The organism is Rhizobium sp. UGM030330-04, from assembly GCF_003208455.1.
Lineage (GTDB): Bacteria > Pseudomonadota > Alphaproteobacteria > Rhizobiales > Rhizobiaceae > Agrobacterium > Agrobacterium rhizogenes_A.
This window is the reverse complement of record NZ_QKML01000004.1, coordinates 72,793-95,070: the sequence shown is the minus strand read 5'-3', so window position 1 is coordinate 95,070 and position 22,278 is coordinate 72,793. Positions and strand designations below refer to the sequence as shown.

The window sequence follows — 22,278 nt, the reverse complement described above, 5'->3', positions numbered from 1 at the left end:
TATGGGCGCATGAAAGTTTCAGAAGCAGATATCCTCATCGTCCCGGGCTATACCAATTCCGGCCCCGACCACTGGCAGACCCGCTGGGAGCGCAAGCTTTCCACCGCCCGCCGTGTCGAGCAGGCGGAATGGTCCAAACCCGTGAAGGAAGACTGGGTCGCCCGGCTGGTGGAAGAGGTCAATGCCTCCACCAGGCCCATAGTCATCGTCGCCCATTCGCTCGGCGTGCCGACGGTGATCCATGCGTTGCCGGAAATCGGCAGGAAGGTCTCGGGCGCGCTGTTCGTCGCGCCGCCCGATGTCGCCAATCCCGATATCCGGCCGAAACATCTGATGACCTTCGGACCTTATCCGCGCGATCCGCTGCCGTTTCCGGCCATCACCATCGCCAGCCGCAACGATCCCTTCGGCTCCTATGAACACGCCGACGACATTGCCGCGGCCTGGGGTTCGCTACTGATCGATGCCGGCATGTCGGGCCACATCAATGCCGAGTCCGGCCATGGTCCGTGGCCGGAAGGCGGCATGGTATTCGCCCAGTTCCTGAGCCGCCTGAAGGCAGTCGACCCCTGACGGTCGCAGTCTGTGCGGCTCACCCTGCTCCCGGCCCTGTTTGCCGGCGGGCGTGGCCCTATCCGCCCGACACAAGAATTGAAGGGAAGATAGGCCAGCTGCATTGTAGTATGCGCTCTTTTCCTTTATGGGACCGCTTCAAAGACCAAACGCAACGCCACCAGAATCGGCGTCAACCAAGAGACCTGCTATTATGAACCGTCGCCGCCGTATTTACGAAGGCAAGGCCAAGATCCTCTACGAGGGTCCGGAGCCAGGCACGCTTATCCAGTTCTTCAAGGACGATGCGACCGCCTTCAACAAGAAGAAGCACGAAGTCATCGACGGCAAGGGTGTGCTGAACAACCGTATCTGCGAATATGTCTTCACGCATCTGAACAAGATCGGCATTCCCACCCATTTCATCCGCCGCCTGAACATGCGCGAGCAGCTGATCAAGGAAGTGGAGATGATCCCGCTCGAGATCGTCGTGCGCAATGTCGCCGCCGGCTCTCTCTCCAAGCGCCTCGGCATCGAGGAAGGCGTGGTGCTGCCGCGTTCGATCATCGAATTTTATTACAAGTCGGATGAGCTGGAAGACCCGATGGTCTCCGAAGAGCACATCACAGCTTTCGGCTGGGCCAACCCCGCCGAGCTTGACGACATCATGGCGCTTGCCATTCGTGTCAACGACTTCCTCTCCGGCCTGTTCCTCGGCGTCGGCATCCAGCTCGTCGATTTCAAGATCGAATGCGGCCGCCTGTTCGAAGGTGACATGATGCGCATCATCCTGGCCGACGAGATTTCGCCCGACAGCTGCCGCCTGTGGGACATCGAGACCCAGAAAAAGATGGACAAGGACCTGTTCCGCCGTGACATGGGCGGGCTGGTGGAAGCCTATTCCGAAGTCGCACGCCGTCTCGGCATCATCAATGAAAACGAACCGATCCGCGGCACCGGCCCAGTTCTGGTAAAATAATATCGGCTCGTGAAGTAATATTGGCCTCTTAAGGTAAAATCAGGAGAAGATCAGGTGATCAAGGCACGGGTGACTGTTACGCTGAAGAACGGCGTTCTCGATCCGCAGGGCAAGGCAATCGAAGGCGCGCTCGGCAGCCTCGGTTTTGGCGGCGTCGGCCATGTCCGTCAGGGCAAGGTCTTCGATCTGGAGCTGGAAGGTGCCGACAAGGCAAAGGCCGAAACCGACCTGAAGGCAATGTGTGAAAAGCTGCTGGCCAATACGGTCATCGAAAACTACGCCATCGCCATTCTCTGAAGCCCAAGGAGCCGCCGTCCATGAAATCCGCTGTCGTCCAACTTCCCGGCCTCAACCGCGACCGCGACATGATCGCGGCCCTGACGAAAATCTCCGGAAGCGCGCCCGTCACCATCTGGCAGACGGAAACGGATATTCCCGATGTCGACCTGATCGTCATTCCGGGCGGCTTCTCCTATGGTGACTATCTGCGTTGCGGTGCCATCGCCGCCCGCATGCCGGTCATGCAGGCCATTCGCGAAAAGGCCGAAAAGGGCGTGAAGGTTCTCGGCGTCTGCAACGGTTTCCAGATTCTCGTCGAAGCAGGCATGCTGCCGGGTGCTTTGATGCGCAACGCCTCGCTGAAATTCGTCTGCCGGGAAGTGAAGCTCGAAGTCGCCAATAACGACACCGATTTCACCCGCGCCTATGACAAGGGCCAGATCCTGCGTTGCCCCGTCGCCCATCACGACGGCAACTATTTCGTCGAAGCCGAAGAGCTGAAGACGATGGAAGACAACGGCCAGGTGGTGTTCCGTTATGCCGACGGCACCAACCCCAACGGCTCGCTGAACGACATCGCCGGCGTCATCAACGCCAGGGGCAATGTCCTCGGCATGATGCCACATCCGGAAAATCTCATCGAAGCCGCCCATGGCGGCAATGACGGCCGCGGCCTCTTTGCTTCGGCGCTCGGCGTCATCGCGGCCTGACAGACCGGGCGGGCTTCAAGCCCGCCTTTTTAATGCCCGCTCGCGGCTGCCGTTTCGGCCTCTCTTCTGGATGACCTGATGTCTCTTGCTTTTCGACTGAATGCCTACAAAGCGACCGGACTGATCCTCGCTGCCGCCGCACTCGCCGCCTGCCAGCCGAAACCGCAGCCGGCCGCCTCCGTATCCCGTGCCGCCCTGCCGACGATGGAGAGGATCGCGCTTGGTGCCAATGCCTGCTGGTTCAAGTCGGGTGATGCGGCCTTCAAGGCCTATCGTCTGGCCCCGGAACTCAATTCCTTCTCCGGCCGTCCGCGCATCCTGCTAGTACCCCGCAACAGCCCGGAATCGCGCCCCATGCTGGTGGTGCAGGCCGAAGGCAATCCGGCAAAGCTCGATGCTTTCGGACCTGTCATGAACGAAGCCATTTCCGGCCGCATCGCAACCGACGTCAAGCGCTGGGCAAACGGCGGCAAAGGCTGCTGATCTAGATACGTCTACGTCAAAGGCGTCAGTCTCGCCCCTGTGCCGAGGATCTGATCACCTCGAATAAAATCAATCCGTCGCAGATCCTCGGGACAAGCCCGGGGATGACGGGGGCCATTTTCCTGCATCCCCGCGCAAATCCAATAAAAAAACCCGCCAGCGCCGGTTGGGAGTGGCGTGGCGGGCTGCCGAATGGCTTGATGGTGCCGGGGAAAGAAGGCACCGCTCTCCGACAAAAATCAAAGCGACCGGGACGGCCAGGAGAGAAGCCGCGATTTTGCGGCCTCCTTGAGAGCCTCATCCCGTGTAACGCCGATATCCTCCAGAAGATCGTCGGACAGTTCCCGCAAGGCGAGCCGTCCCCGTCGTTTCTGCTGCCAATGGGCCATGCCCGCAATCAGGCGACCAATAAGCGTGTGGGCGATCCTGGCCGGAAAGGGCGCCGGTGCGACCATGTCGCCGGCATCGCGGAACACGCGTTCCCGTTCGTAACCGTCAGGATAGAGTGTATCCGCTGTCGAAAGGTATTGATCCATCTTGCGCATATTGCACCTATTGTCTCCGTGCGTTTAGCCTCATTCAATGAGGACAATAAATACAATTGACTTATGGATAGATACAATGCATAAATTGTCACCATGACAAATTGGCTTCCCGACATTACCGAGGGCGACGGCCCGATTTATCTTCGCCTTGCGGACAGCATCGAAGGCGCGATTTCCGATGGCACCCTGCAGGCCGGCTCGAAATTGCCTCCACAGCGCAATCTCGCTTATGATCTGGGTGTGACAATCGGCACAATCAGCCGGGCCTATGCGCTCATTCACGAACGTGGCCTCGTTAGCGGCGAAGTCGGCCGCGGCACCTATGTCAATGAGCGCAAGACCCCTGCCCCGTCCCTGCCTCTGGAACCGGCAGCGGCGGCCTTCGGCAGCACGCGCCATGCCGTCGACAGCAGCGCCGAGTTCCGACTGAACACGACGGCCGCGCCCGATGTCGGCCAGAGCCTGCTGATCGCCAGGCACATCGAGGCCGTCACCCGGGAGCACACCTACGACATCACCAATTATGCCCGCTCTTTTCCCGACAGCTGGTGTATGGCGGGCGTCCGCTGGCTTTCCCAGAACGGCTGGTCGCCGAAGCCGGAAAACATTGTCTCGACGCTCGGCGCCCATGCGGCGGTGATGAGCGTGATCACGGCCATGACCGCGCCGGGCGACCGCATCGTCTTCGAACCGCTGACCTATTCCCATATCAGCCGCAGCGCCACGCTTGCAGGCCGGCGGGTGACGCTGGTGGAGGCCGATGAGAACGGTATTGTGCCTGATGATTTCGAACGCGTCTGCGCCCAGCAGCATCCGAAAATGATCTTCCTGATGTCCGCCGGCCAGAACCCGACCTGCGCCACCCTGCCGGAAGAACGCCGCCGCGCCATTGCCGATATCGCCCGCCGATACGGCGTCTGGATCGTCGAGGACAATCTTTATGGGGCGATGACCCGCGAGGCGATCCCGCTGATCGCCGAATTCGCACCCGACATCACCTTCGTGGTCGGCGGCCTGTCGAAATCCGTCGCCGCCGGTGTCCGGGGCGGCTGGGTCGCCTGCCCGGCGCAATATTCCTCGCGTATCCGGATTTCGCATTCGATGATAACGGGTGGCCTGCCCTTCATGCTGGCGGAACTGAATGCGCGCCTCGTCAACAGCGGCGACGCGCATGATATCCGCAAAGACTGCATTGCCGAATTGAACGGGCGCGAGGCGATTGCCCGGCGCGTCTTTGCCGGACTGGACTTCAACTCCCTGCCCGATATCGCCTTCATGTGGCTGCGGCTGCCCGAACCCTGGCTTTCCGGCACCTTCCGCAATGCGGCAATGAAGGAAGGCGTGCTGATCGACGATGAGGACGAGTTCAAGGCCGGGCGGGCGGAAAAGGTTTTCCACCGTGTCCGCATCAGCTTTTCCGGGCCTTCCAGCCGCGAGGAACTGACACACGCCTTCGGCATTCTTCGCCATCTGCTCGATAATGGTTCAGCCGGCTATGAAAGCGTGGCCTGATACCGGCCCCGGCCCTGCGGGCACCGCCCGCAGGTCGCCAATATCGGCATAAACCGCCAATTAGCGGGCAAAGCGGCGCATTTTCCTGTCGCACCATTGAGCCTCTTGCGCTAAAGAACCGGAAACTTTCCTCGGCTCGAACCGCGTGAGACCTATGTCGATTCCAAACTCCATCAAGATCACCCCGGAACTCGTTGCATCCCACGGGCTGAAGCCCGACGAATACCAGCGTATCCTCGACCTGATCGGACGGGAGCCGAGCTTTACCGAGCTTGGCATCTTCTCGGCCATGTGGAACGAGCACTGCTCCTACAAGTCCTCCAAGAAGTGGCTGAAGACCCTGCCGACCAAGGGCCCACGCGTCATTCAGGGCCCCGGTGAAAATGCCGGCGTGGTCGATATCGACGATGGCGACTGCGTCGTCTTCAAGATGGAGAGCCACAACCACCCGTCCTATATCGAGCCCTATCAGGGTGCGGCAACCGGCGTCGGCGGCATCCTGCGTGACGTCTTCACCATGGGTGCGCGCCCGATCGCGGCCATGAACGCGCTGCGTTTCGGCGCGCCTGACCACCCGAAGACCCGCCACCTGGTGGCCGGCGTTGTCGCCGGTGTCGGCGGATACGGCAATTCCTTCGGCGTGCCGACGGTTGGCGGCGAAGTGGAATTCGACCCGCGTTATAACGGCAATATCCTCGTCAACGCCTTTGCCGCCGGCCTTGCCAAGTCCAATGCGATCTTCCTTTCGGAAGCCAAGGGCGTCGGCCTGCCGGTCGTTTATCTCGGCGCGAAAACCGGCCGCGACGGCGTCGGCGGCGCGACCATGGCTTCTGCCGAATTCGACGAATCCATCGAGGAAAAGCGCCCGACCGTTCAGGTCGGCGACCCCTTCACCGAAAAATGCCTGCTGGAAGCCTGCCTTGAACTGATGAAGACCGGCGCGGTCATCGCTATTCAGGACATGGGTGCGGCCGGCCTCACCTGCTCGGCCGTCGAAATGGGTGCCAAGGGCGACCTCGGCATCGAGCTTGACTTGAACGCCGTGCCGGTGCGCGAAGAGCGCATGACGGCTTACGAAATGATGCTGTCCGAAAGCCAGGAGCGCATGCTCATGGTTCTCGAGCCCTCCAAGGAAGAGGTCGCCAAGGCGATCTTCGTCAAGTGGGGTCTGGACTTCGCCATCGTTGGCAAGACCACCGATGATCTGCGTTTCCGCGTGCTGCACAATGGCGAGGAAGTCGCCAACCTGCCGATCAAGGAACTGGGCGATCAGGCTCCAGAATATGACCGCCCGTGGACGCCCGCCAAGGTGCCCGCACCGCTTTCAGAAAACGACGTTCCTGCCGCCGACATCGCCGATGCGCTGGTATCGCTGGTCGGTTCGGCCAACAACTCCTCGCGCCGCTGGGTCTACGAACAGTATGACACGCTGATCCAGGGCAATTCGCTGCAGCTTCCCGGCGGCGATGCCGGCGTGGTGCGCGTCGAAGGCCATGACAAGAAGGCACTCGCCTTCTCTTCCGACGTGACCCCGCGTTATGTCGAGGCCGATCCCTTCGAAGGCGGCAAGCAGGCTGTGGCCGAATGCTGGCGCAACATCACCGCGACAGGCGCTCTGCCGCTGGCGGCCACCGACAACCTCAATTTCGGCAACCCGGAAAAGCCGGAAATCATGAGCCAGCTGGTCCATGCCATCAAGGGCATCGGCGAAGCCTGCCGCGTGCTGGAATTCCCCATCGTTTCCGGCAACGTCTCGCTCTATAACGAGACCAATGGTCAGGCGATCCTGCCCACCCCCACCATCGGCGGCGTCGGCCTCTTGAAGGATTGGGGCCGCATGGCACGCATCCGTTTCGCCGCCGCTGACGACGTGGTGCTGCTCGTCGGCGCCCCTGCCGGCCTCGGCACGCATATCGCCCAGTCGGTTTACATGCGTGACATTCATGGCCGCATCGATGGCCCGGCGCCACATGTCGATCTGGCCGCCGAAAAGAACAACGGCGATTTCGTCCGCAGCCTCATCAACGATGGTCTTACCACCGCCGTTCACGATTGCTCCTCGGGCGGTCTGGCACTTGCGGTTGCCGAAATGGCGATTTCGTCGGGCATCGGCGCAACCATCGACGCGGTCGAAGGCCACAACCCGGTACTCACCTTCTATGGCGAAGATCAGGGCCGTTACGTTCTGACGATCAAAAAGGACGATCTCGACGAGGTGCAGGCAGCAGCGAAGGCGGCGGGCGTTTCCTGCCCGGTCATCGGCGTTACCGGCGGTTCCACCGTAAAGCTGGGCACGGCGCGCGCCGTCGAGATTAAAGAATTGCACTTGGCCTATGAATCGTGGTTCCCTCAATTCATGGACGGCGAAACTTTGCTCGCCGCAGAATGAATTAAGGAGAAACACCATGCCCATGAAACCCGGCGACATTGAAGACATGATTAAGGCGGGAATTCCCGGGGCAAAGGTCACGATCCGCGATCTGGCCGGTGATGGCGATCATTACGCGGCGGAAGTCGTCGCGGAAGCATTCAAGGGCAAGACCCGCGTGCAGCAGCACCAGATGGTCTATGACGCGCTGAAGGGCAATATGGGCGGCGTTCTGCATGCCCTTGCCCTGCAGACCTCGGCTCCCGAATGATTGCGCCCGTGACGGCGATGAAGGCGAGACAGCTTCACTGTCCCGCCGACGCATAAAGGCTCAGGACTAAATCAAAGGCCCGCGTGACACTCTCACGCGGGCCTTTCCATGTCAGGCAAAGGGCAAACGCCGCTTACAAGGCAGGCGGCGTCTGTGAATCCAGATCGGCGAAGGACGCGGCCGGCAAAGGCCCCGCCGTCAGCAGCGTAAAATCGTAACCGGACCTGCGATCCGGGCCCAGAACATATTGCCGGTGCATGCGCAGGAAGTTGCGCTTGTTCTTTTTATAACGCTCCGGCGAAAGCGAATGCTTGAAGCGGATCGGCACGATCTTCGGCTGCGGCGCATCCGCGTGACCGGTCAGGGCCACGGTATTGCACCGGTAAAGGTGGATAGGATCGGTCAGACACTGGATGTCAAACCATGTCACCTGCTGGTGATGCGCGATCGTGCCGACGCTCTCACGAAGCCTGTCCGCACTCGACAGGAACGCGCATTGCAGCGCCGCCCCACCCAATGTCGCAAAGGACAGTTTCCGGCCATCCAGCGCATCCCGTTTCAGCTCCAGCACGCGGCCGATAGTGGCGAGCGCAAGACTGGCGCCCATGCTGTGCGAAACGACCAGAACCTCGTCCGAGGGCTGTTCGAGCGCCGTCAGCACAAGTGCTGCCCTCTCCTCGATCCAGTCACGCGCAATCGGCTCATCGCGGCCGACTGCAAGCGCGAACCGCCAGTCCGCGTAAAGATGCAGGGTGTGAAACCGCTCGGCAAACGGCAGAAACGCCTTCAGGAAAAACAGCGCGGCGGCGGGAAGACTGATCGCAAACAGCCAGAGTGGCAAGCCGAACAGCCACGGCGACAAGGCGATACCCGCAGCAAGCGCACCACCGGCAAGCATCAGCAGGAACGGAAAGATGAAGAACAGGCCAAAACGCCAGGCATGGCGAAAGTAGCGCGCCGCGCCGCCTTCGGCGATGATGCCCGCCCCGGCCTTGAACCCGAACCAGATCTGCCGCCAGACCGGTTCATCCCGCAGCTCGGAGATGACCCCATTATGATCATAGACAAAAATCTCCGAACGGGTTCGCCAGTCGCCCGCCGAGGCCTCCACCGTGAATGTTTCACCTCCTGGCGCATTCTCCAGCGGCCCCACCGCATAGTCCACATCCCAGGTCTTGCCGGCCAGTGCCGCCGCCCGCTGGTAACGCAGATGATGGGCGGCCGCATCGAGCGGATCGAAACCGGGGAAATAAAGAACAAGTCGTGACTTGACGGTCGGCATGCACAAACCTTCGGGCGGGAGCATTTCCAGTAAAAGCGGGACCGCTTTTACGTCAGGACAATGCGTAAAAACAAATAGATAGAGCATTTCCGCGTTTCAGAGAAACGCGGAAATGCTCTACAGCCACCCGAAAGGATCGCTTGATACAGTGGGCGATGCACGTATAGTAAAAATCACGACGGAAATATGATTTATTTATCGGTGAGGGAAATTTGTCTGGCATCGTCGATCAAGTGCTCAACGGCGTCGTCAAGGGCGCGCTGTCTGAAATCCTCACCAAGACCGGTATCCGCAAAACCCGCCGCACGCGCCGGACGAAAAACAGCGGCTCCCTCGCAGGCGGCATCGTCGGATCAGTCCTCGAAGCCGCGATCAACGCCGCCGTCAAACCCAAGCCGGCCAAGAAACAGGTGAGCAAAAGACGCACCGCCGCCGCGCGCAGCCGGCAGAGATATCGGTGATGAATTGTCTCCGTCTGCTTATCGCCTGCGCTCTACTAACGTTCTTGGGGCCGCAACAAGGCGCAGCGGAGGATACAAGCGAAAAAGAGATCAGGGTCGGCTTCGGCATATTGCTCGACAATGCAGAGCCGATTGCGGGCAAGACCATATGTAAGGTCGGTCAAACCTGTCGCCTGTTCGAACAGAAAAGCCCTAAGCTCATTATCGATCTTGAGGTCATCGCCCAAGCCAGCAGTTGGACCAGTGAAATGTGGATCGACTGCGAGCGTGATTGTTCGCTAGCGAACGGCCGGTCGCGCATGAAGCTCCAGAGCCAACGGGAACTGGATCTTTTTTCCGGTGAAGAGACCGGCATATTCACCCTGCTTGTCTCCAAGCCGCGCAAGACGATGGGAAAAATACTGCTCATATATCCGGATCCCTGACGGATACTGCTTAACAAGAAATCCCGTCTCCATTCTTCGATGCCACACCCGCAGTTTTTTACGCTTTCCGGGTGGAAATCGCGCCGCGACATGTTATCTAGGAACAAACAGAAAGCAGCGGCCTTGAACCGCATGTGAAAGGAATAAGCCTATGAGCGGCATTCACGACATGATCGACAGCGAAGTGAAGAGCAACGACATCGTTCTTTTCATGAAGGGCACCCCGCAATTTCCGCAGTGCGGCTTTTCCGGCCAGGTGGTACAGATTCTCGATTATCTCGGCGTCGACTACAAAGGCATCAACGTGCTTGCCGATGCTGACATCCGTCAGGGTATCAAGGACTATTCCAACTGGCCAACCATTCCGCAGCTCTACGTCAAGGGCGAATTCGTCGGCGGCTGTGACATCGTAAGAGAGATGTTCCAGTCCGGCGAACTGCAGAATCACTTCCAAGAACAGGGTATCAGCGTCCGCGGCGCGGCCTGATTTCGGCCGGTTCATCCGGCCCACCCTGATTGTCAGAAATGTATGCCAGGCGTTGCTTCATGCAACGCCTTTGCCGTTCTTTTTGGGGCAATCCTGTGACAAATCTTTCACAATCCACCGCTTCGCGCGCAGGCTCGATGGGGCGCACGGAATTTATTGCGCTGGCCGCAATGCTGATGGCGCTGAACGCGCTTGCCATCGACATCATGCTGCCCGGTCTTCAGGAAATCGGTGCCTCGCTGGGCGTCGAGAACGAAAATCACCGCCAATACGTGATTTCCACCTATCTTCTCGGCTTCGGCATCGCCCAGCTTCTGTATGGACCGATCTCGGACCGTTTCGGCCGCCGCAAGCCGATGCTCGTCGGTCTGGCCATCTATATCATCTCCGCCATTGCCGTGGTCTTCGTACCGTCATTCTCCGGCCTCCTGGTCCTGCGCTTCATCCAGGGCATCGGTTCGGCGGCGACGCGTGTCATCACCATCTCGATCGTCCGTGACATCTATGGCGGCCGTCAGATGGCGGAAGTCATGTCGCTGATCATGATGGTCTTCATGGTCGTTCCGGTCATCGCGCCCGGCACCGGCCAGATCGTGCTTTTCTTCGGCAACTGGCATCTGATCTTTGCCTTCATGGCCGGCATCGCCGCCGTCGTGACGGCCTGGATGTATTTCCGCCTGCCGGAAACCCTGCATCCGGATGATGTCCGCCCTTTCACCGCCCGTTCGGTGCTCGGTGGCTTCAAGATCGTGCTCACCAACCGTATCGCGCTCTGTTATACGCTTTCGAGCACCTTCATCTTCGGCGCGCTGTTCGGCTTCATCAACTCGGCTGAACAGGTCTATAAGGGCATTTATGGCCTCGGCGCATGGTTTGCGGCGGCCTTTGCCGGCGTTGCGCTGTTCATGGCCTTCTCGTCGTTCATCAATGCAAGGCTGGTCGGCAGGTTCGGCATGCGCAAGCTGTCGCACGGATCGCTGCTCGGCTTCATCGCCATCACCTTTATCTGGCTGGTGGTGCAGATGCTGGGACCGGAGCCGATGCCCTTTGCCATCTTCATCGTGTTCTTTGCGCTGGCCATGTTCCAGTTCGGCTGGATCGGCTCGAACTTCAACTCGCTTGCCATGGAGCCGCTCGGCCATGTCGCCGGCACCGCCTCCTCCGTCATCGGTTTCATGGGAACCGTCGGCGGTTCGCTGATCGGCGCCGGCATCGGCCAGGCTTTCGACGGCACGGCGCTGCCGATGGTGGCCGGCTTCTTCGTCGTCTCCATCATCGGCCTGATCTTCGTGCTGATCGGCGAAAAGGGCATGCTGTTTCAGGCGCACAACAAGCCGACACGGTGAGAGCCATTGGAAAAAGGAAAGGGCGCGGAACAGAATTCCGCGCCCTTTTTGTTTGGGTACAAGCTGACCTCATCCGCCCGCCGTCACCCCGGACCTGGTCCGGGGTGCAGCCAGCCCAAGCCCCTGGGTTGAGAAAAGTCTTTCCGCCGCGCAGACGCGCCGCGGCTGGATGCCGCATCAAGTCCGGCGTGACGGTGGAGGGTGTTGCGTCATCCCCCCGAATCCGAAGCTTCACACCGTAAAAATCTTCTCGCGCAGCAATTCCCAGGTCTCCTGATCCGGCGCCAGCAGCAGCCCGCCATCCACATGGCGCGGCAGATAGGGCGAGCCATCGAGGCGGGCAGCGTAGGCACCCGATTCCTGCGAGATCAGCGTACCGGCCAGATGGTCCCACGGCATCAGCTTGTTATACATCAGGAAGTGCATGTGGCCGCCGCAGAACAGGCGATATTCATGCGCCGCGCAGCGATAGCTGGTGAAGAGCCGCACATCCGCAAGGTTCAGCAGCACCTTGCGGCGGGTCTCTATGTCGAAATAGCCGGTATTGGCGATGCCGACCATCTGCGACAGTTCCGGCGCCGGCACGACCGACATCTGCGTCTGCGCGCCATCGGCGCTGCAAAGCCATGCGCCGGAGCCTTTTTCAGCAATCGCCCAGTCATTGCCCATCGGATCGAAGATCAGGCCGGCAACGGTCTCGCCCTTGGAGATGACGCTCATCATCACGCCGAAGAGCGGCAGGCCGGAAGCGAAATTATAGGTGCCGTCGATCGGATCGACCACCACGGCCAGATCGGCATCGGCAAGCTTGCCGAGCAGCGAGGCATCCGCCGCCACCGCCTCTTCGCCGATGAACAGCGCATCGGGCATGATGTCCTGTACGCGGGCGCGGATCAACCGCTCGGCGGCCTCGTCGGCCTCGGTGACGAGATCGATCGCCTCGGACTTTATCCTGACGTCGCCATCGCCCAGATTGCGGAACCGCGGCAGGATTTCCACTGCTGCCGCCTCCTGAAGCGCGTTGGCGAGAGAGGCGATGTCGAGTTCGAGGGCCATGGGCGATATCCTTCTTTCTGAGCGCAACGACTATAAGGCGACGATTTCCCGTCGCAGCATCTTCCAGCTTTCCTTGTCGGGGGCAGACAGGATGCCACCCGCCATTTGTCCCGGCCGATAGGGCGTATTGTCGAAACGGGCCGTATAACCGCCCGCCTCCTGATGAATGAGCACGCCGGCGAGGTGATCCCAGGGCATCAGCTTTTCATGGCCGATGAAATGCAGCTTGCCGGCCGAGACGAGCCAATATTCGTGCGCCGAACAATTCAGCGAAAACGCCATCCTTGTCTTCGCCATATTGGCGGCAATCACCGGGCGGCGATCCTGATGGCTGTGGCCCCAGGAAAAGATGCCGACCATTTCGGACAACGGCACGGGATCGGCAACCCGGAGCTTCGCCTGCGAGCCGTTCCTGCGATTGAGAAACGCACCCTCGCCCTTCAGTGCAAGAATGGTATCGCCCATGACAGGATCGTGGATGATGCCCGCCACCGTTTCGCCCTTGACGGTGACCGCAAGCAGCGTACCGAAAGCGGGAAAACCGGAAGCATAGTTGAAAGTGCCATCGATGGGATCGATCACGAAGGCGAGCGGCGCATCGGCAAGGGCGGAAACGACGGACCGGTCGGCGTCATAGGTTTCCTCACCGACGATATGGGCCGTCGGAAACCGCTGCAACAACGCGGCGGTAATCGCCTTTTCCGCGAGAATATCGGCCTCGGTGACGAGATCGACGGCGGAGGTTTTTTCCGATACGGCGCTGGCGCCCAGGTTTCGGAAGCGGGGCAGGATGACATCGGTACCGGCAGCGGCAACGGTGGAAACGAGGAAGTCGATATCTTTATCGGAAAGGCTCATGGCGCGGGGCACTTCTTCATCAGGGAGGGCTGGCCTCACTACGCTCTTCAGGTGACGCCCCGGTGACAGCAAGCGCCGAAAAATCAAAAAGCCTGGGATCAAGCAGATGCGAAGGGTTTACATGCGCAAGTGCCCGCAGCATCACATCCTTGCGGCCCGGCATACGCCGTTCGATATCCGCCAGCATCTCTTTCATGATATTGCGCTGAAGCCCGTCCTGCGAGCCGCAGAGGTCGCAGGGAATGATCGGGAATTCCATCGCCGCCGCAAATTTCGCCATATCGTCTTCGGCGCAATAGGCAAGCGGGCGCAGGACCATCAGGTCGCCCTCGTCATTCAAAAGCTTCGCCGGCATTCCGGCCAGCCGGCCGCCGTGGAAGAAGTTCATGAAAAAGGTCTCGAGAATATCCTCGCGATGATGACCGAGCAGCAATGCGTCGCAGCCCTCCTCCCGCGCGATGCGGTAGAGATTGCCACGCCGGAGCCGCGAACAGAGCGAACAGTAAGTGCCGCCGGAAGGCACCTTTTCCTTCACCACCGAATAGGTATCGCGATATTCGATGCGATGGACGACACCGATCTTCGCCAGATACTCCGGCAGGACGTGTTTGGGAAAATTCGGCTGGCCCTGATCGAGATTGCAGGCCACCAGTTCCACCGGCAAAAGCCCGCGCCATTTGAGATCGAGCAGCAGCGCCAGAAGACCGTAGCTGTCCTTGCCGCCGGAAAGGCCGACAAGCCAGCGCTTCTGGCCGTTCAGCATGCCGAAATCTTCAAACGCCTGCCGCACATTACGCAGCAGCCGCTTGCGCAGCTTGTTGAACGAGACCGACCGCGGCGCGTTGTCGAACAGCGGATGCGAACTGCCGTTTTCCTCGGACGCGTCGTGATCCACCCCGATTGGTGCGGCCCCGGCCTGATCTACAAAGTCATCGATCTTGGTGAGAATGTTCATCATCCGCTCGCTCCGGCACGACTGCCGTTCTTCATGCAGGCAATGCCCCCATCCGCCGGCAATATCAAGCCCCGAATACCGACCAGCCGGTTTTCGTCGCCAGCAATTCCAGCGCCTGTGACCCGAGCGCCGAATTGCCGACCTTGTTGAGACCCGGCGACCAGACGGCAATCGACGCCTTGCCGGGCGCCACCGCCATGATACCGCCGCCGACGCCGCTCTTGCCGGGCAGACCGACATGATAGGCGAAATCGCCCGATCCGTCATAATGGCCGCAGGTCAGCATCAGCGCATTGATGCGCCGCGCCCGGCGGTCTGAAACGACCGTGTGACCGGTCAACGGATTGCGGCCGCGATTGGCGAGGAAGAGGCCAGCACGGGATAGCTGGGCGCAGGTCATCGACAGCGCACACTGATGGAAATAAACGCCGAGCGTATATTCCACCGGGTGGTGCAGATTGCCGAAGGAGCGCATGAAATTGGCAAGTGCGAAATTGCGGAAACCCGTCGCCTGCTCGGATTTCGCCACCGTATCGTCGATACTGATCGTATCGTCGTCAGCGAGATAACGAACGAAGCGCAGAAGCTCGCCGATCGCCTCGCGCGGCTGGTGGCCGGAAAGAACGATATCGGTCACCACGATGGCGCCCGCGTTCACAAAGGGATTGCGCGGGATGCCGTGCTCATGCTCCAGCTGGACGATGGAGTTGAAGGAAGAGCCTGAAGGTTCGCGCCCCACCCGGTTCCACACCGTCTCACCGGCCTTGCCGAGCGCCAGCGTCAGCATGAAGACCTTGGAGATACTCTGGATCGAAAACGGGGTGAGCGCATTGCCGGCCGTATAGGTGGTTCCATCGACGGTGGTGATGGCAATGCCGAACTGGTTGGGATCGACCTTGGCGAGTTCGGGAATGTAATCCGCAACCTTCCCCTCGCCCAGTCTTGGCAGCATGCTGTCATAGATGGAATCGACGATACCCTGAATGTCCTGCATGCAAAGCCTTCCCCGGCAAACAAAAAAGCCGCCCCGAAGGGCGGCTTTCTGAATACTGAAACGCGTCGATTAACGCGAGTAGAATTCGACGACCAGATGCGGTTCCATGACGACCGGGTACGGAACGTCGGAGAGAGCCGGAACGCGGGCGTAGGTCGCAACCATCTTGTTGTGGTCAACTTCGATGTAGTCCGGAACGTCACGCTCAGCGAGCTGAACGGCTTCCAGAACGGTTACGAGCTGCTTGGACTTCTGGCGAACTTCGATGACGTCGCCCGGCTTGCAGCGGTAAGAACCGATGTTGACGCGAACGCCGTTAACCGTGACGTGGCCATGGTTGATGAACTGGCGCGATGCGAAAACGGTCGGAACGAACTTGGCGCGGTAGACGATGGCGTCCAGACGCGACTCGAGCAGGCCGATGAGGTTTTCGGAAGTGTCACCCTTGCGACGGTTTGCTTCGTCGAAAGTGGCGCGGAACTGCTTTTCGCGCAGTTCGCCGTAGTAGCCCTTGAGCTTCTGCTTGGCGCGCAGCTGCGTGCCGAAGTCGCTCATCTTGCCCTTGCGGCGCTGGCCGTGCTGGCCCGGGCCGTATTCGCGGCGGTTAACCGGGGACTTCGGACGACCCCAGATGTTTTCGCCCATGCGGCGGTCAATTTTGTACTTAGCCGATTCGCGCTTGCTCATCGTATTTCCTTCTCAAAAGGTTATGCCGGTCTGTTGCCAAACCGGTTTAAGGAAACACGCCCTCCTCTGAAGCCCGTTTCAGGGCCTCTGACAGGCTTCTCACATGCAAATGGAGAAACCACGGGACATGTCGGTGATATTGACCGCCGAACGTCAGCCTTTAAACTGCAAGGCAGTCAACAAAACACACCGGACATCACTGCCCGGCGTTGGGGCGGCTTCTATAGTCGTTTTACAAATTTGTCAAACAGCGCCTGCCGATTTTTTCTCGGCCCTGCCCTTGAAAAGATCGAGGGGCCACCCATTTACCCATCGTGATCAGAACTCGGGCCCCTCTGACGTGTTACCGGACAACACGTGATGTCGAGTTTCTTTAGGTTGGGGCCCACGTATATTCTTGACACACGTTCCCCATCCGCAAAGCCAACCTCGTCCGGCTAAAGGTTGACTGATGGAGTTCCTCCTCAACGATTTTCTCGGTACCCCCACATGGATGTGGGCGGTCTTCATTTCTCTCGTCCTTGGCCTGCTCGCGCTCGATCTCGGCGTTCTGCACAAGAATTCCAAGGAAATCGGCATTCGTGAAAGCCTGCTGATGTCCGGCTTTTATATTGCCATCGGTTTGGCCTTCGGCGGCTGGATCTGGTATCAGTCCGGCCAGCAATCGGCGATGGAATATGTCACCGGTTTCGTGGTCGAAAAAAGCCTGGCGATGGACAATATCTTCATCATCGCCATGATCTTCTCTTATTTCGCCATTCCCCGTCAGTACCAGCACCGTGTGCTGCTCTGGGGTATCCTCGGCGTCATCATCCTGCGCGGCATCATGATCGCCGGCGGTGCGGCCATCGTCGAAAACTTCCACTGGGTGCTTTATCTCTTTGCGGCCTTCCTCGTCTTCACGGGCCTCAAGATGCTGTTCTCGTCCGACCATGACGAGGCCGATATCGGCAACAACCGCATCCTGAAATTCCTGCGCAGCCGCCTGCCGGTGACGGAAAAGCTGCATGGCGAGAAATTCTTCGTCAAGGAAACGGATGCGACCACCGGCAAGCTGAAAACCTTCGTGACGCCGCTCTTCCTGGCGCTCATCATGGTCGAAATCGCCGACCTGATCTTCGCGGTCGATTCGATCCCGGCGATCTTCGCGATCACCACCGATCCGTTTATCGTCTATACCTCGAACATCTTCGCGATCCTTGGCCTGCGCGCCCTCTATTTTGCGCTTGCCGCCCTGATCCACCGCTTCGCTTATCTGAAATATGCGCTGGCTGCGGTTCTGGTCTTCGTCGGTTCGAAAATCTTCGTCGCCGATATGCTCGGCATCGCCAAGATCCCGCCCGCCGTCTCGCTCGGCGTCACGGTCGCCATCCTCGCAACCGGCATCATCGGTTCGCTGATCGCGACGCGGAAAGAAGTGAAGGCAGTCGAGTAATGATGAGCAAGGAGGAGGCGATTGTGCCGTCTCCTCCTCTCCCAGACGCTCCGCTGATGGGTGAGTTTGCCACCGCTATACACGCCGTCACCCCGGACTTGATCCGGGGTCCAGCGCGATCAAGTCCTTGATCGCAATAGACTCTTCTCACGGCGCAGACGCGCCGTGACTGGATGCCGGATCAAGTCCGGCATGACGGAAGGTAAGTCTAACAGGAACCCCGCCAACCTCATTCCGCCGCAAGCCGCGCATCATCCTCAGCCGCATCCGCATCGCCGGGTGCGGTTTTTGCGTCGAGATCGGGAAACGCCACGATGCGCTTGCCGGAGAAATCGGCATGCACCACCACGAGCTCCTTCTCTTCGAAATAGCCGAGCAGACGCCGCGCACGGCGGGCGGAATGGGTGCCATAGGCGCGGGCAATGCGGGCATCCGACGGGCAAGGCTCCTCGCCAAGAGCGGCCTTGACCAGCAGCAGGAAGACTCCCTGCAGGTCATCGGAAACCGACATGGACAATTCCAGCGCCTTCTCCCAGCCTTCGCTTGCCGCCATCGCCGCATCCACGCCGGAGCGGGCAATCGCCACCTGCCGGCGGAATTCCGCCAGCGTCATCGGCGTGCCGGGAATGCGGCGCATACGGGCGCGCACCAGAAAATCCTGATAAAGCACGGCATCCGTGCGATAGGCCGATTGTGGATCGTCGAGAATTTCAACGAGAACCGCACCGATCTTTTCCTCACGCTCTTCCGGCGTCAGTTCCGGCTGACCTGCACGCGGCGATTGCTCCGGTGTAGGGCCAACGGCGGCGGGCGTGGAACGGGAGAGTTCGGCGAGAATATCCGTGGTCGGGCGTGGTGCCGGCGGCGTGCGGCGCACGGCGGCGCGCGTGAATTCTTCCGGGTCCGGCGTGAAGATCAGGTCTTCTACATCCTGCGGTGCATCCGGCAACGGCATCAGCTTTGGCGAAGATGAGCGCGCCGAGGTCTCCACCGCTCCAATGACGATGGGCAGCGGGCGACGCGAAAGCGCCGGGCCGAGCGCCACGAAATTGCCGCGCTGCAGATCGCGGAACATTTCCGCCTGTCGCCGGTCCATGCCGAGCAGGTCCGCAGCGCGCGCCATGTCGATATCGAGGAAAGTACGGCCCATCAGGAAGTTCGAGGCTTCAGCCGCCACGTTCTTGGCGAGCTTCGCAAGACGCTGCGTGGCAATGACGCCGGCAAGACCGCGCTTGCGGCCACGGCACATCAGATTGGTCATGGCGCCAAGCGACGCCTTGCGCGCATCCTCCGTCACTTCACCGGCAACGGAGGGCGCAAACATCTGCGCCTCATCCACGACCACAAGCACCGGATACCAGAATTCGCGGTCGGCATCGAACAGGCCGTTGAGGAAGGCGGCTGCGGCCCGCATCTGCTGTTCGATATCGAGACCTTCCAGCGTCAGCACGCAGGAAACGCGGTGCTGGCGAATGCGGTTGGCAATGCCGGCAAGCTCGGCTTCGGTGCGCTCGCCATCCACCACCACATGACCGAACCTGTCGGAAAGCGTGACGAAATCACCCTCGGGATCGATGATGACCTGCTGCACCCATGGCGCCGATTGCTCCAGCAGCCGGCGCAGCAGATGCGACTTGCCGGAACCGGAATTGCCCTGCACCAGCAAACGCGTCGCAAGCAATTCCTCGATATCAAGCTTGGCCTGCTGCCCGCCCGATAGGGTTCCCATGTCGATGCCGACCTGCAATGTTCAATTCCTCGTGCTGTATCCGATCCGGCCGATTCCCCTGGCGGCGGCCGAACATGCTCTTTACCAAAAAATCGCCGGTTGCGTCTGTCCCGTGCCGATAATGCACAGGCAATTGCACCGCCTCTAGGCAGCCCCGGACGAGACCCGCAAAAATGCAAGCCGTCTGCCGAACACATTCAGCATCAGCCCGATGATGACCAATGCGGCACCGACCACTTCAAAGACGGTGATATGCTCCGCAAAAGCGAGATAGGCGCTGACGAAACCGACAATCGGCACCAGCAGCGAAAACGGTGCCACCGTTCCGGCCGGATAACGCAGAAGCAGGTAGCTCCAGATGCCCGCGCCGACAATCGTCGCACCATAGGCCATGTAGATCACCACGAGAGCCATCGTCGGCGTCGCATTGAGCACGCCTTCCGCAATCGCCTCAGGCCCTTCCACCACCAGCGAAAGCAGGATCAACGGCAGAACCGGTACAAGGCTCGTCCATGCGACAAAGGAAACCGCATTCACCTGGCCGATGCGGCGATTGACGATGTTGCCGCAGGCCCAGGCAATTGCCGAGCCGACCCCCATCAGAAGCGGCACCAGGGCTGCGACCGTCATGCGTTCCACGCCGATGACCGCCAGCCCGCCAAAAGCAATGATCGCGCCGACGATCTGTGAAGGCAATGGCCGCTCGCCGAGAAACACCACGGCAAGCGCCAGCGTGAAAAAAGCCTGCGACTGCATGACGAGCGAAGCAAGCCCCGCCGGCAGGCCGAGCTTGATGGCCGGGTAAAGCAGGCCGAACTGCACGAAGCCCATCGCCATGCCGTACACGATCATATGCCGCCACGGCACATTGGGTTTCGGCAGGAAGAATACCAGCGGCACGGCAGCGAAGAAATAACGCACACCCGTCAGAAACAAAGGCGGCATGTCGGTAACGCCGACCTTGATGGCGACGAAATTGAAGCCCCACAAAAACACGGTGATCAGGGCGAGAAGTATATGCGGCAATGCCATTTTGTTATGTCCGAATTTCAGGCGATAGAGAGGTGCCTTAGGGCGTGACCGCCCTCTTCCAGCCAAAGGCAATGAGACCGGCGCCGATCAGGAGACCGCCACCCGTGCGGTTGACGATGCGCTGAACCTTCGGCTTGCGGATCGTGTTGCGGGCGGCACTTGCCAGAAGTCCATAAAGCGCCGCATTCACGGTGGCAAGCACCAGGAACGTTACCTCGAAAATCAGCACCTGTGGCCAAAACGGCAATGTCGGCACGAGAAACTGCGGCAGGAAGGCCACGAAAAACACGATGCTCTTCGGGTTCAGCGCAGTGACGATATAAGCGTGCAGGAAAATCTTGAGCGGCCTTTCACGGCCGGTCACGCCCGTCCCTTCGGCGCCTTCTCCGCCAACCGGCGAACGCCACAGCTTGATGCCGAGATAGACGAGATAAGCCGCACCGATCCATTTAAGCCCGGTGAAAAGTGCCGCCGATGTCGCAAGCAACGCCCCGAGCCCCAGCATCGACGCCGTCATCGCGGTGAAATCCCCCAGCGCCACGCCCGTCACCGTCGCGGTGCTCGCCTTACGGCCATGGCCGAGCGCGTAGGAAATCACCAGCAGGATCGTCGGTCCCGGAATGGCGAGCATGATGGCGGATGCGGCCACGAAGGCCAGCCAGTTCTCCAGCGGCATGATGAGTCTCCTTTGTCCGATTTTTGGGAGCAAGCCACGGAAACATTACTCTGGCAAGTGCTCCGTTTCCTGCTGGGCAAGACGGGCAAGTGCAGCCTCGTCGAAGCGAAGGACAACGCACTCCACCTCGCCCGCCCCAACGCGGCTGTAGAACCGTTGCGCGCCACTATTGTCGCGGCCGGTGGTGAAATCGAGCCGTGAACCGCCCTGTTCGACGACAATTTTTGCCGCCTCGCGGATCAGCGCCTCGCCGATGCCACGGCTTCTCGCCCATTCGGCGACATAAAGCTCTTTCATGAACCAGACCGGACGCAACGCCACGCCGGGAAACATCTCGAACATTGAGAGAATGCCCAGAGCGCCATCATCGACAGCAACAAGCATGATGCCGTGGCCGGAACGCAAAAATCGCCCGAGACGGGCACGCACCTCCGCCTCGCCAATCGCGCCCGCCCCCTCATAATGCCGCTCCATGTCGACAAACACAGGGCAAAGCAGCCCGATATCGGCCGTCGTGACTTTTCGGATTCGCATGGAACTCCACTCCAAAAATACGATGAAAGCACGGGATCGCGACGGTTTCATAAAACAGATAGACAGCTTCGCCGGACCTTGCGGACCGGCGAAGCACGGTTACCCCAATCAAAACCGCGGCGCCCAGTAAGGCACCTCCCAGTCTTGACGCCGCTTCCGCTCGGAGGGCGCAAGACCGATATCGTCCAGCAGGCGTTCCGGCAGATCGGTAACATCTGCCGGCGGAGCACGTGGCACCATGGCCGCAACAAGCACCGTCTTCAGAGTTTTCCAGACGCCGAATGTGACGAACAGACGGTCGACCGCATCCGGCAGCGTATATGCTACCAATGGTTGATCATTTTGCATGAGAAATCCATCCCGGCGCGGCAAAGCGACCGGGTCCTTTATCGATGGAAAACGACATGCCGGAACGACGGACGCAGCAGACGGGCCACGCTAACGCACAATTCAGATGTCGAACGAAGTGAAAATGCCAAACGGCAAAGAAATCAGGCAATAAGCCTTATCGGAGGGTAATGCCTCGGAACATGTAACCACCGATGACCATGCCGGAAATGCCAGACATGCCGTTAAGGCGCATATTAAAATCGTCAGTCATTTCGCGCCTCCTTTTATAGCG

Annotated in this window: 25 protein-coding genes; 13 read left to right on the top strand and 12 right to left on the bottom strand. The window is 60.0% G+C overall.

The features are described from left to right. Window positions 1-9 precede the first annotated feature (9 nt). The 5 genes from N434_RS07465 (at window position 10) to N434_RS07445 (ending at window position 3,003) form a co-directional block, all read left to right on the top strand. Window positions 10-573, top strand: coding sequence for an alpha/beta hydrolase (locus N434_RS07465; protein ID WP_065115944.1), 564 nt, complete (start codon window positions 10-12; stop codon window positions 571-573). 193 nt (window positions 574-766) lie between these two features. Beyond that, a complete protein-coding gene (purC, locus tag N434_RS07460; protein ID WP_003507919.1) occupies window positions 767-1,531 on the top strand; it encodes a phosphoribosylaminoimidazolesuccinocarboxamide synthase in 765 nt (254 codons plus the stop codon). Between the two features lie 54 nt (window positions 1,532-1,585). Next, a complete protein-coding gene (purS, locus tag N434_RS07455) occupies window positions 1,586-1,828 on the top strand; it encodes a phosphoribosylformylglycinamidine synthase subunit PurS (protein WP_003507918.1) in 243 nt (80 codons plus the stop codon). Between the two features lie 20 nt (window positions 1,829-1,848). Then, a complete protein-coding gene (gene purQ, locus N434_RS07450) occupies window positions 1,849-2,520 on the top strand; it encodes a phosphoribosylformylglycinamidine synthase subunit PurQ (protein ID WP_065115945.1) in 672 nt (223 codons plus the stop codon). A gap of 78 nt (window positions 2,521-2,598) precedes the next feature. Then, window positions 2,599-3,003, top strand: a complete 405-nt coding sequence (locus N434_RS07445; RefSeq protein ID WP_065115946.1) for a hypothetical protein — start codon at window positions 2,599-2,601, stop codon at window positions 3,001-3,003. Window positions 3,004-3,242: 239 nt separating this feature from the next. On the opposite strand, the gene N434_RS07440 is transcribed toward N434_RS07445, so the two are convergent. Then, on the bottom strand, window positions 3,243-3,548 hold the full coding sequence (locus N434_RS07440) for a DUF1127 domain-containing protein (protein ID WP_065115947.1): 306 nt from the start codon (window positions 3,546-3,548) through the stop codon (window positions 3,243-3,245). A gap of 93 nt (window positions 3,549-3,641) precedes the next feature. Here N434_RS07440 and N434_RS07435 point away from each other — a divergent pair, with 93 nt between their 5' ends. From N434_RS07435 to N434_RS07425, 3 genes are all read left to right on the top strand, one after another. Beyond that, the gene (locus N434_RS07435) at window positions 3,642-5,060 is read left to right on the top strand and encodes an aminotransferase-like domain-containing protein (protein WP_110756948.1); all 1,419 of its coding nucleotides are present in this window, start codon (window positions 3,642-3,644) and stop codon (window positions 5,058-5,060) included. A 154-nt stretch (window positions 5,061-5,214) separates the two neighbouring features. Then, window positions 5,215-7,449 carry a phosphoribosylformylglycinamidine synthase subunit PurL gene (gene purL, locus N434_RS07430; protein WP_110756947.1) on the top strand — a complete coding sequence of 745 codons (2,235 nt, stop codon included), beginning with the start codon at window positions 5,215-5,217 and terminating at the stop codon, window positions 7,447-7,449. Between the two features lie 16 nt (window positions 7,450-7,465). Then, window positions 7,466-7,699, top strand: coding sequence for a BolA/IbaG family iron-sulfur metabolism protein (locus N434_RS07425; RefSeq protein WP_003507909.1), 234 nt, complete (start codon window positions 7,466-7,468; stop codon window positions 7,697-7,699). Window positions 7,700-7,832: 133 nt separating this feature from the next. On the opposite strand, the gene N434_RS07420 is transcribed toward N434_RS07425, so the two are convergent. Further along, complete coding sequence (locus tag N434_RS07420; RefSeq protein WP_110756945.1) at window positions 7,833-8,981, bottom strand: hypothetical protein; 1,149 nt, start codon at window positions 8,979-8,981, stop codon at window positions 7,833-7,835. A gap of 212 nt (window positions 8,982-9,193) precedes the next feature. On the opposite strand from N434_RS07420, the gene N434_RS07415 reads away from it, so the two are divergent. The 4 genes from N434_RS07415 to N434_RS07400 all read left to right on the top strand — a co-directional run bounded on the left by N434_RS07415 (window position 9,194) and on the right by N434_RS07400 (window position 11,700). Next, window positions 9,194-9,442 carry a hypothetical protein gene (locus N434_RS07415; RefSeq protein ID WP_065115951.1) on the top strand — a complete coding sequence of 83 codons (249 nt, stop codon included), beginning with the start codon at window positions 9,194-9,196 and terminating at the stop codon, window positions 9,440-9,442. Then, a complete protein-coding gene (locus tag N434_RS07410) occupies window positions 9,442-9,867 on the top strand; it encodes a hypothetical protein (RefSeq protein WP_286172166.1) in 426 nt (141 codons plus the stop codon). The genes N434_RS07415 and N434_RS07410 overlap by 1 nt, the downstream gene beginning before the upstream one ends. Before the next feature lie 151 nt (window positions 9,868-10,018). After that, window positions 10,019-10,354 (top strand): Grx4 family monothiol glutaredoxin, encoded by a 336-nt coding sequence (gene grxD / locus N434_RS07405; RefSeq protein WP_003520429.1) that lies wholly within the window; start codon window positions 10,019-10,021, stop codon window positions 10,352-10,354. A gap of 137 nt (window positions 10,355-10,491) precedes the next feature. Beyond that, complete coding sequence (locus N434_RS07400; protein WP_110756942.1) at window positions 10,492-11,700, top strand: multidrug effflux MFS transporter; 1,209 nt, start codon at window positions 10,492-10,494, stop codon at window positions 11,698-11,700. Window positions 11,701-11,931: 231 nt separating this feature from the next. Here the strand turns inward: N434_RS07400 and N434_RS07395 are convergent, their stop codons facing one another. The 5 genes from N434_RS07395 to rpsD all read right to left on the bottom strand — a co-directional run bounded on the left by N434_RS07395 (window position 11,932) and on the right by rpsD (window position 16,250). Then, window positions 11,932-12,756: an inositol monophosphatase family protein gene (locus N434_RS07395; protein WP_065115953.1), complete on the bottom strand. Its 825-nt coding sequence runs from the start codon at window positions 12,754-12,756 to the stop codon at window positions 11,932-11,934. Window positions 12,757-12,786: 30 nt separating this feature from the next. After that, entirely contained in the window at window positions 12,787-13,614 is an 828-nt protein-coding gene (locus tag N434_RS07390) for an inositol monophosphatase family protein (RefSeq protein WP_110756940.1), read from the bottom strand. Between the two features lie 19 nt (window positions 13,615-13,633). Then, the gene (gene ttcA, locus N434_RS07385) at window positions 13,634-14,569 is read right to left on the bottom strand and encodes a tRNA 2-thiocytidine(32) synthetase TtcA (protein WP_110757201.1); all 936 of its coding nucleotides are present in this window, start codon (window positions 14,567-14,569) and stop codon (window positions 13,634-13,636) included. 64 nt (window positions 14,570-14,633) lie between these two features. Then, window positions 14,634-15,563 carry a glutaminase gene (locus N434_RS07380; protein WP_110756938.1) on the bottom strand — a complete coding sequence of 310 codons (930 nt, stop codon included), beginning with the start codon at window positions 15,561-15,563 and terminating at the stop codon, window positions 14,634-14,636. Window positions 15,564-15,632: 69 nt separating this feature from the next. Then, window positions 15,633-16,250 (bottom strand): 30S ribosomal protein S4, encoded by a 618-nt coding sequence (rpsD, locus tag N434_RS07375; RefSeq protein ID WP_003520423.1) that lies wholly within the window; start codon window positions 16,248-16,250, stop codon window positions 15,633-15,635. Between the two features lie 451 nt (window positions 16,251-16,701). Here rpsD and N434_RS07370 point away from each other — a divergent pair, with 451 nt between their 5' ends. Continuing rightward, complete coding sequence (locus N434_RS07370) at window positions 16,702-17,685, top strand: TerC family protein (RefSeq protein ID WP_110756937.1); 984 nt, start codon at window positions 16,702-16,704, stop codon at window positions 17,683-17,685. Window positions 17,686-17,914: 229 nt separating this feature from the next. Here N434_RS07370 and N434_RS07365 read toward each other — a convergent pair whose 3' ends face one another. The 5 genes from N434_RS07365 to N434_RS07345 form a co-directional block, all read right to left on the bottom strand. Next, the gene (locus N434_RS07365) at window positions 17,915-19,432 is read right to left on the bottom strand and encodes a helicase HerA domain-containing protein (RefSeq protein WP_110756936.1); all 1,518 of its coding nucleotides are present in this window, start codon (window positions 19,430-19,432) and stop codon (window positions 17,915-17,917) included. 126 nt (window positions 19,433-19,558) lie between these two features. Then, window positions 19,559-20,446, bottom strand: a complete 888-nt coding sequence (locus N434_RS07360) for an EamA family transporter (RefSeq protein WP_065115959.1) — start codon at window positions 20,444-20,446, stop codon at window positions 19,559-19,561. A 37-nt stretch (window positions 20,447-20,483) separates the two neighbouring features. Next, window positions 20,484-21,122 carry a LysE family translocator gene (locus tag N434_RS07355; protein ID WP_110756935.1) on the bottom strand — a complete coding sequence of 213 codons (639 nt, stop codon included), beginning with the start codon at window positions 21,120-21,122 and terminating at the stop codon, window positions 20,484-20,486. A 45-nt stretch (window positions 21,123-21,167) separates the two neighbouring features. Beyond that, entirely contained in the window at window positions 21,168-21,656 is a 489-nt protein-coding gene (locus N434_RS07350) for a GNAT family N-acetyltransferase (RefSeq protein WP_181423907.1), read from the bottom strand. A 108-nt stretch (window positions 21,657-21,764) separates the two neighbouring features. Next, window positions 21,765-22,004, bottom strand: a complete 240-nt coding sequence (locus N434_RS07345; RefSeq protein WP_065115962.1) for a hypothetical protein — start codon at window positions 22,002-22,004, stop codon at window positions 21,765-21,767. Between the last annotated feature and the right edge of the window lie 274 nt (window positions 22,005-22,278).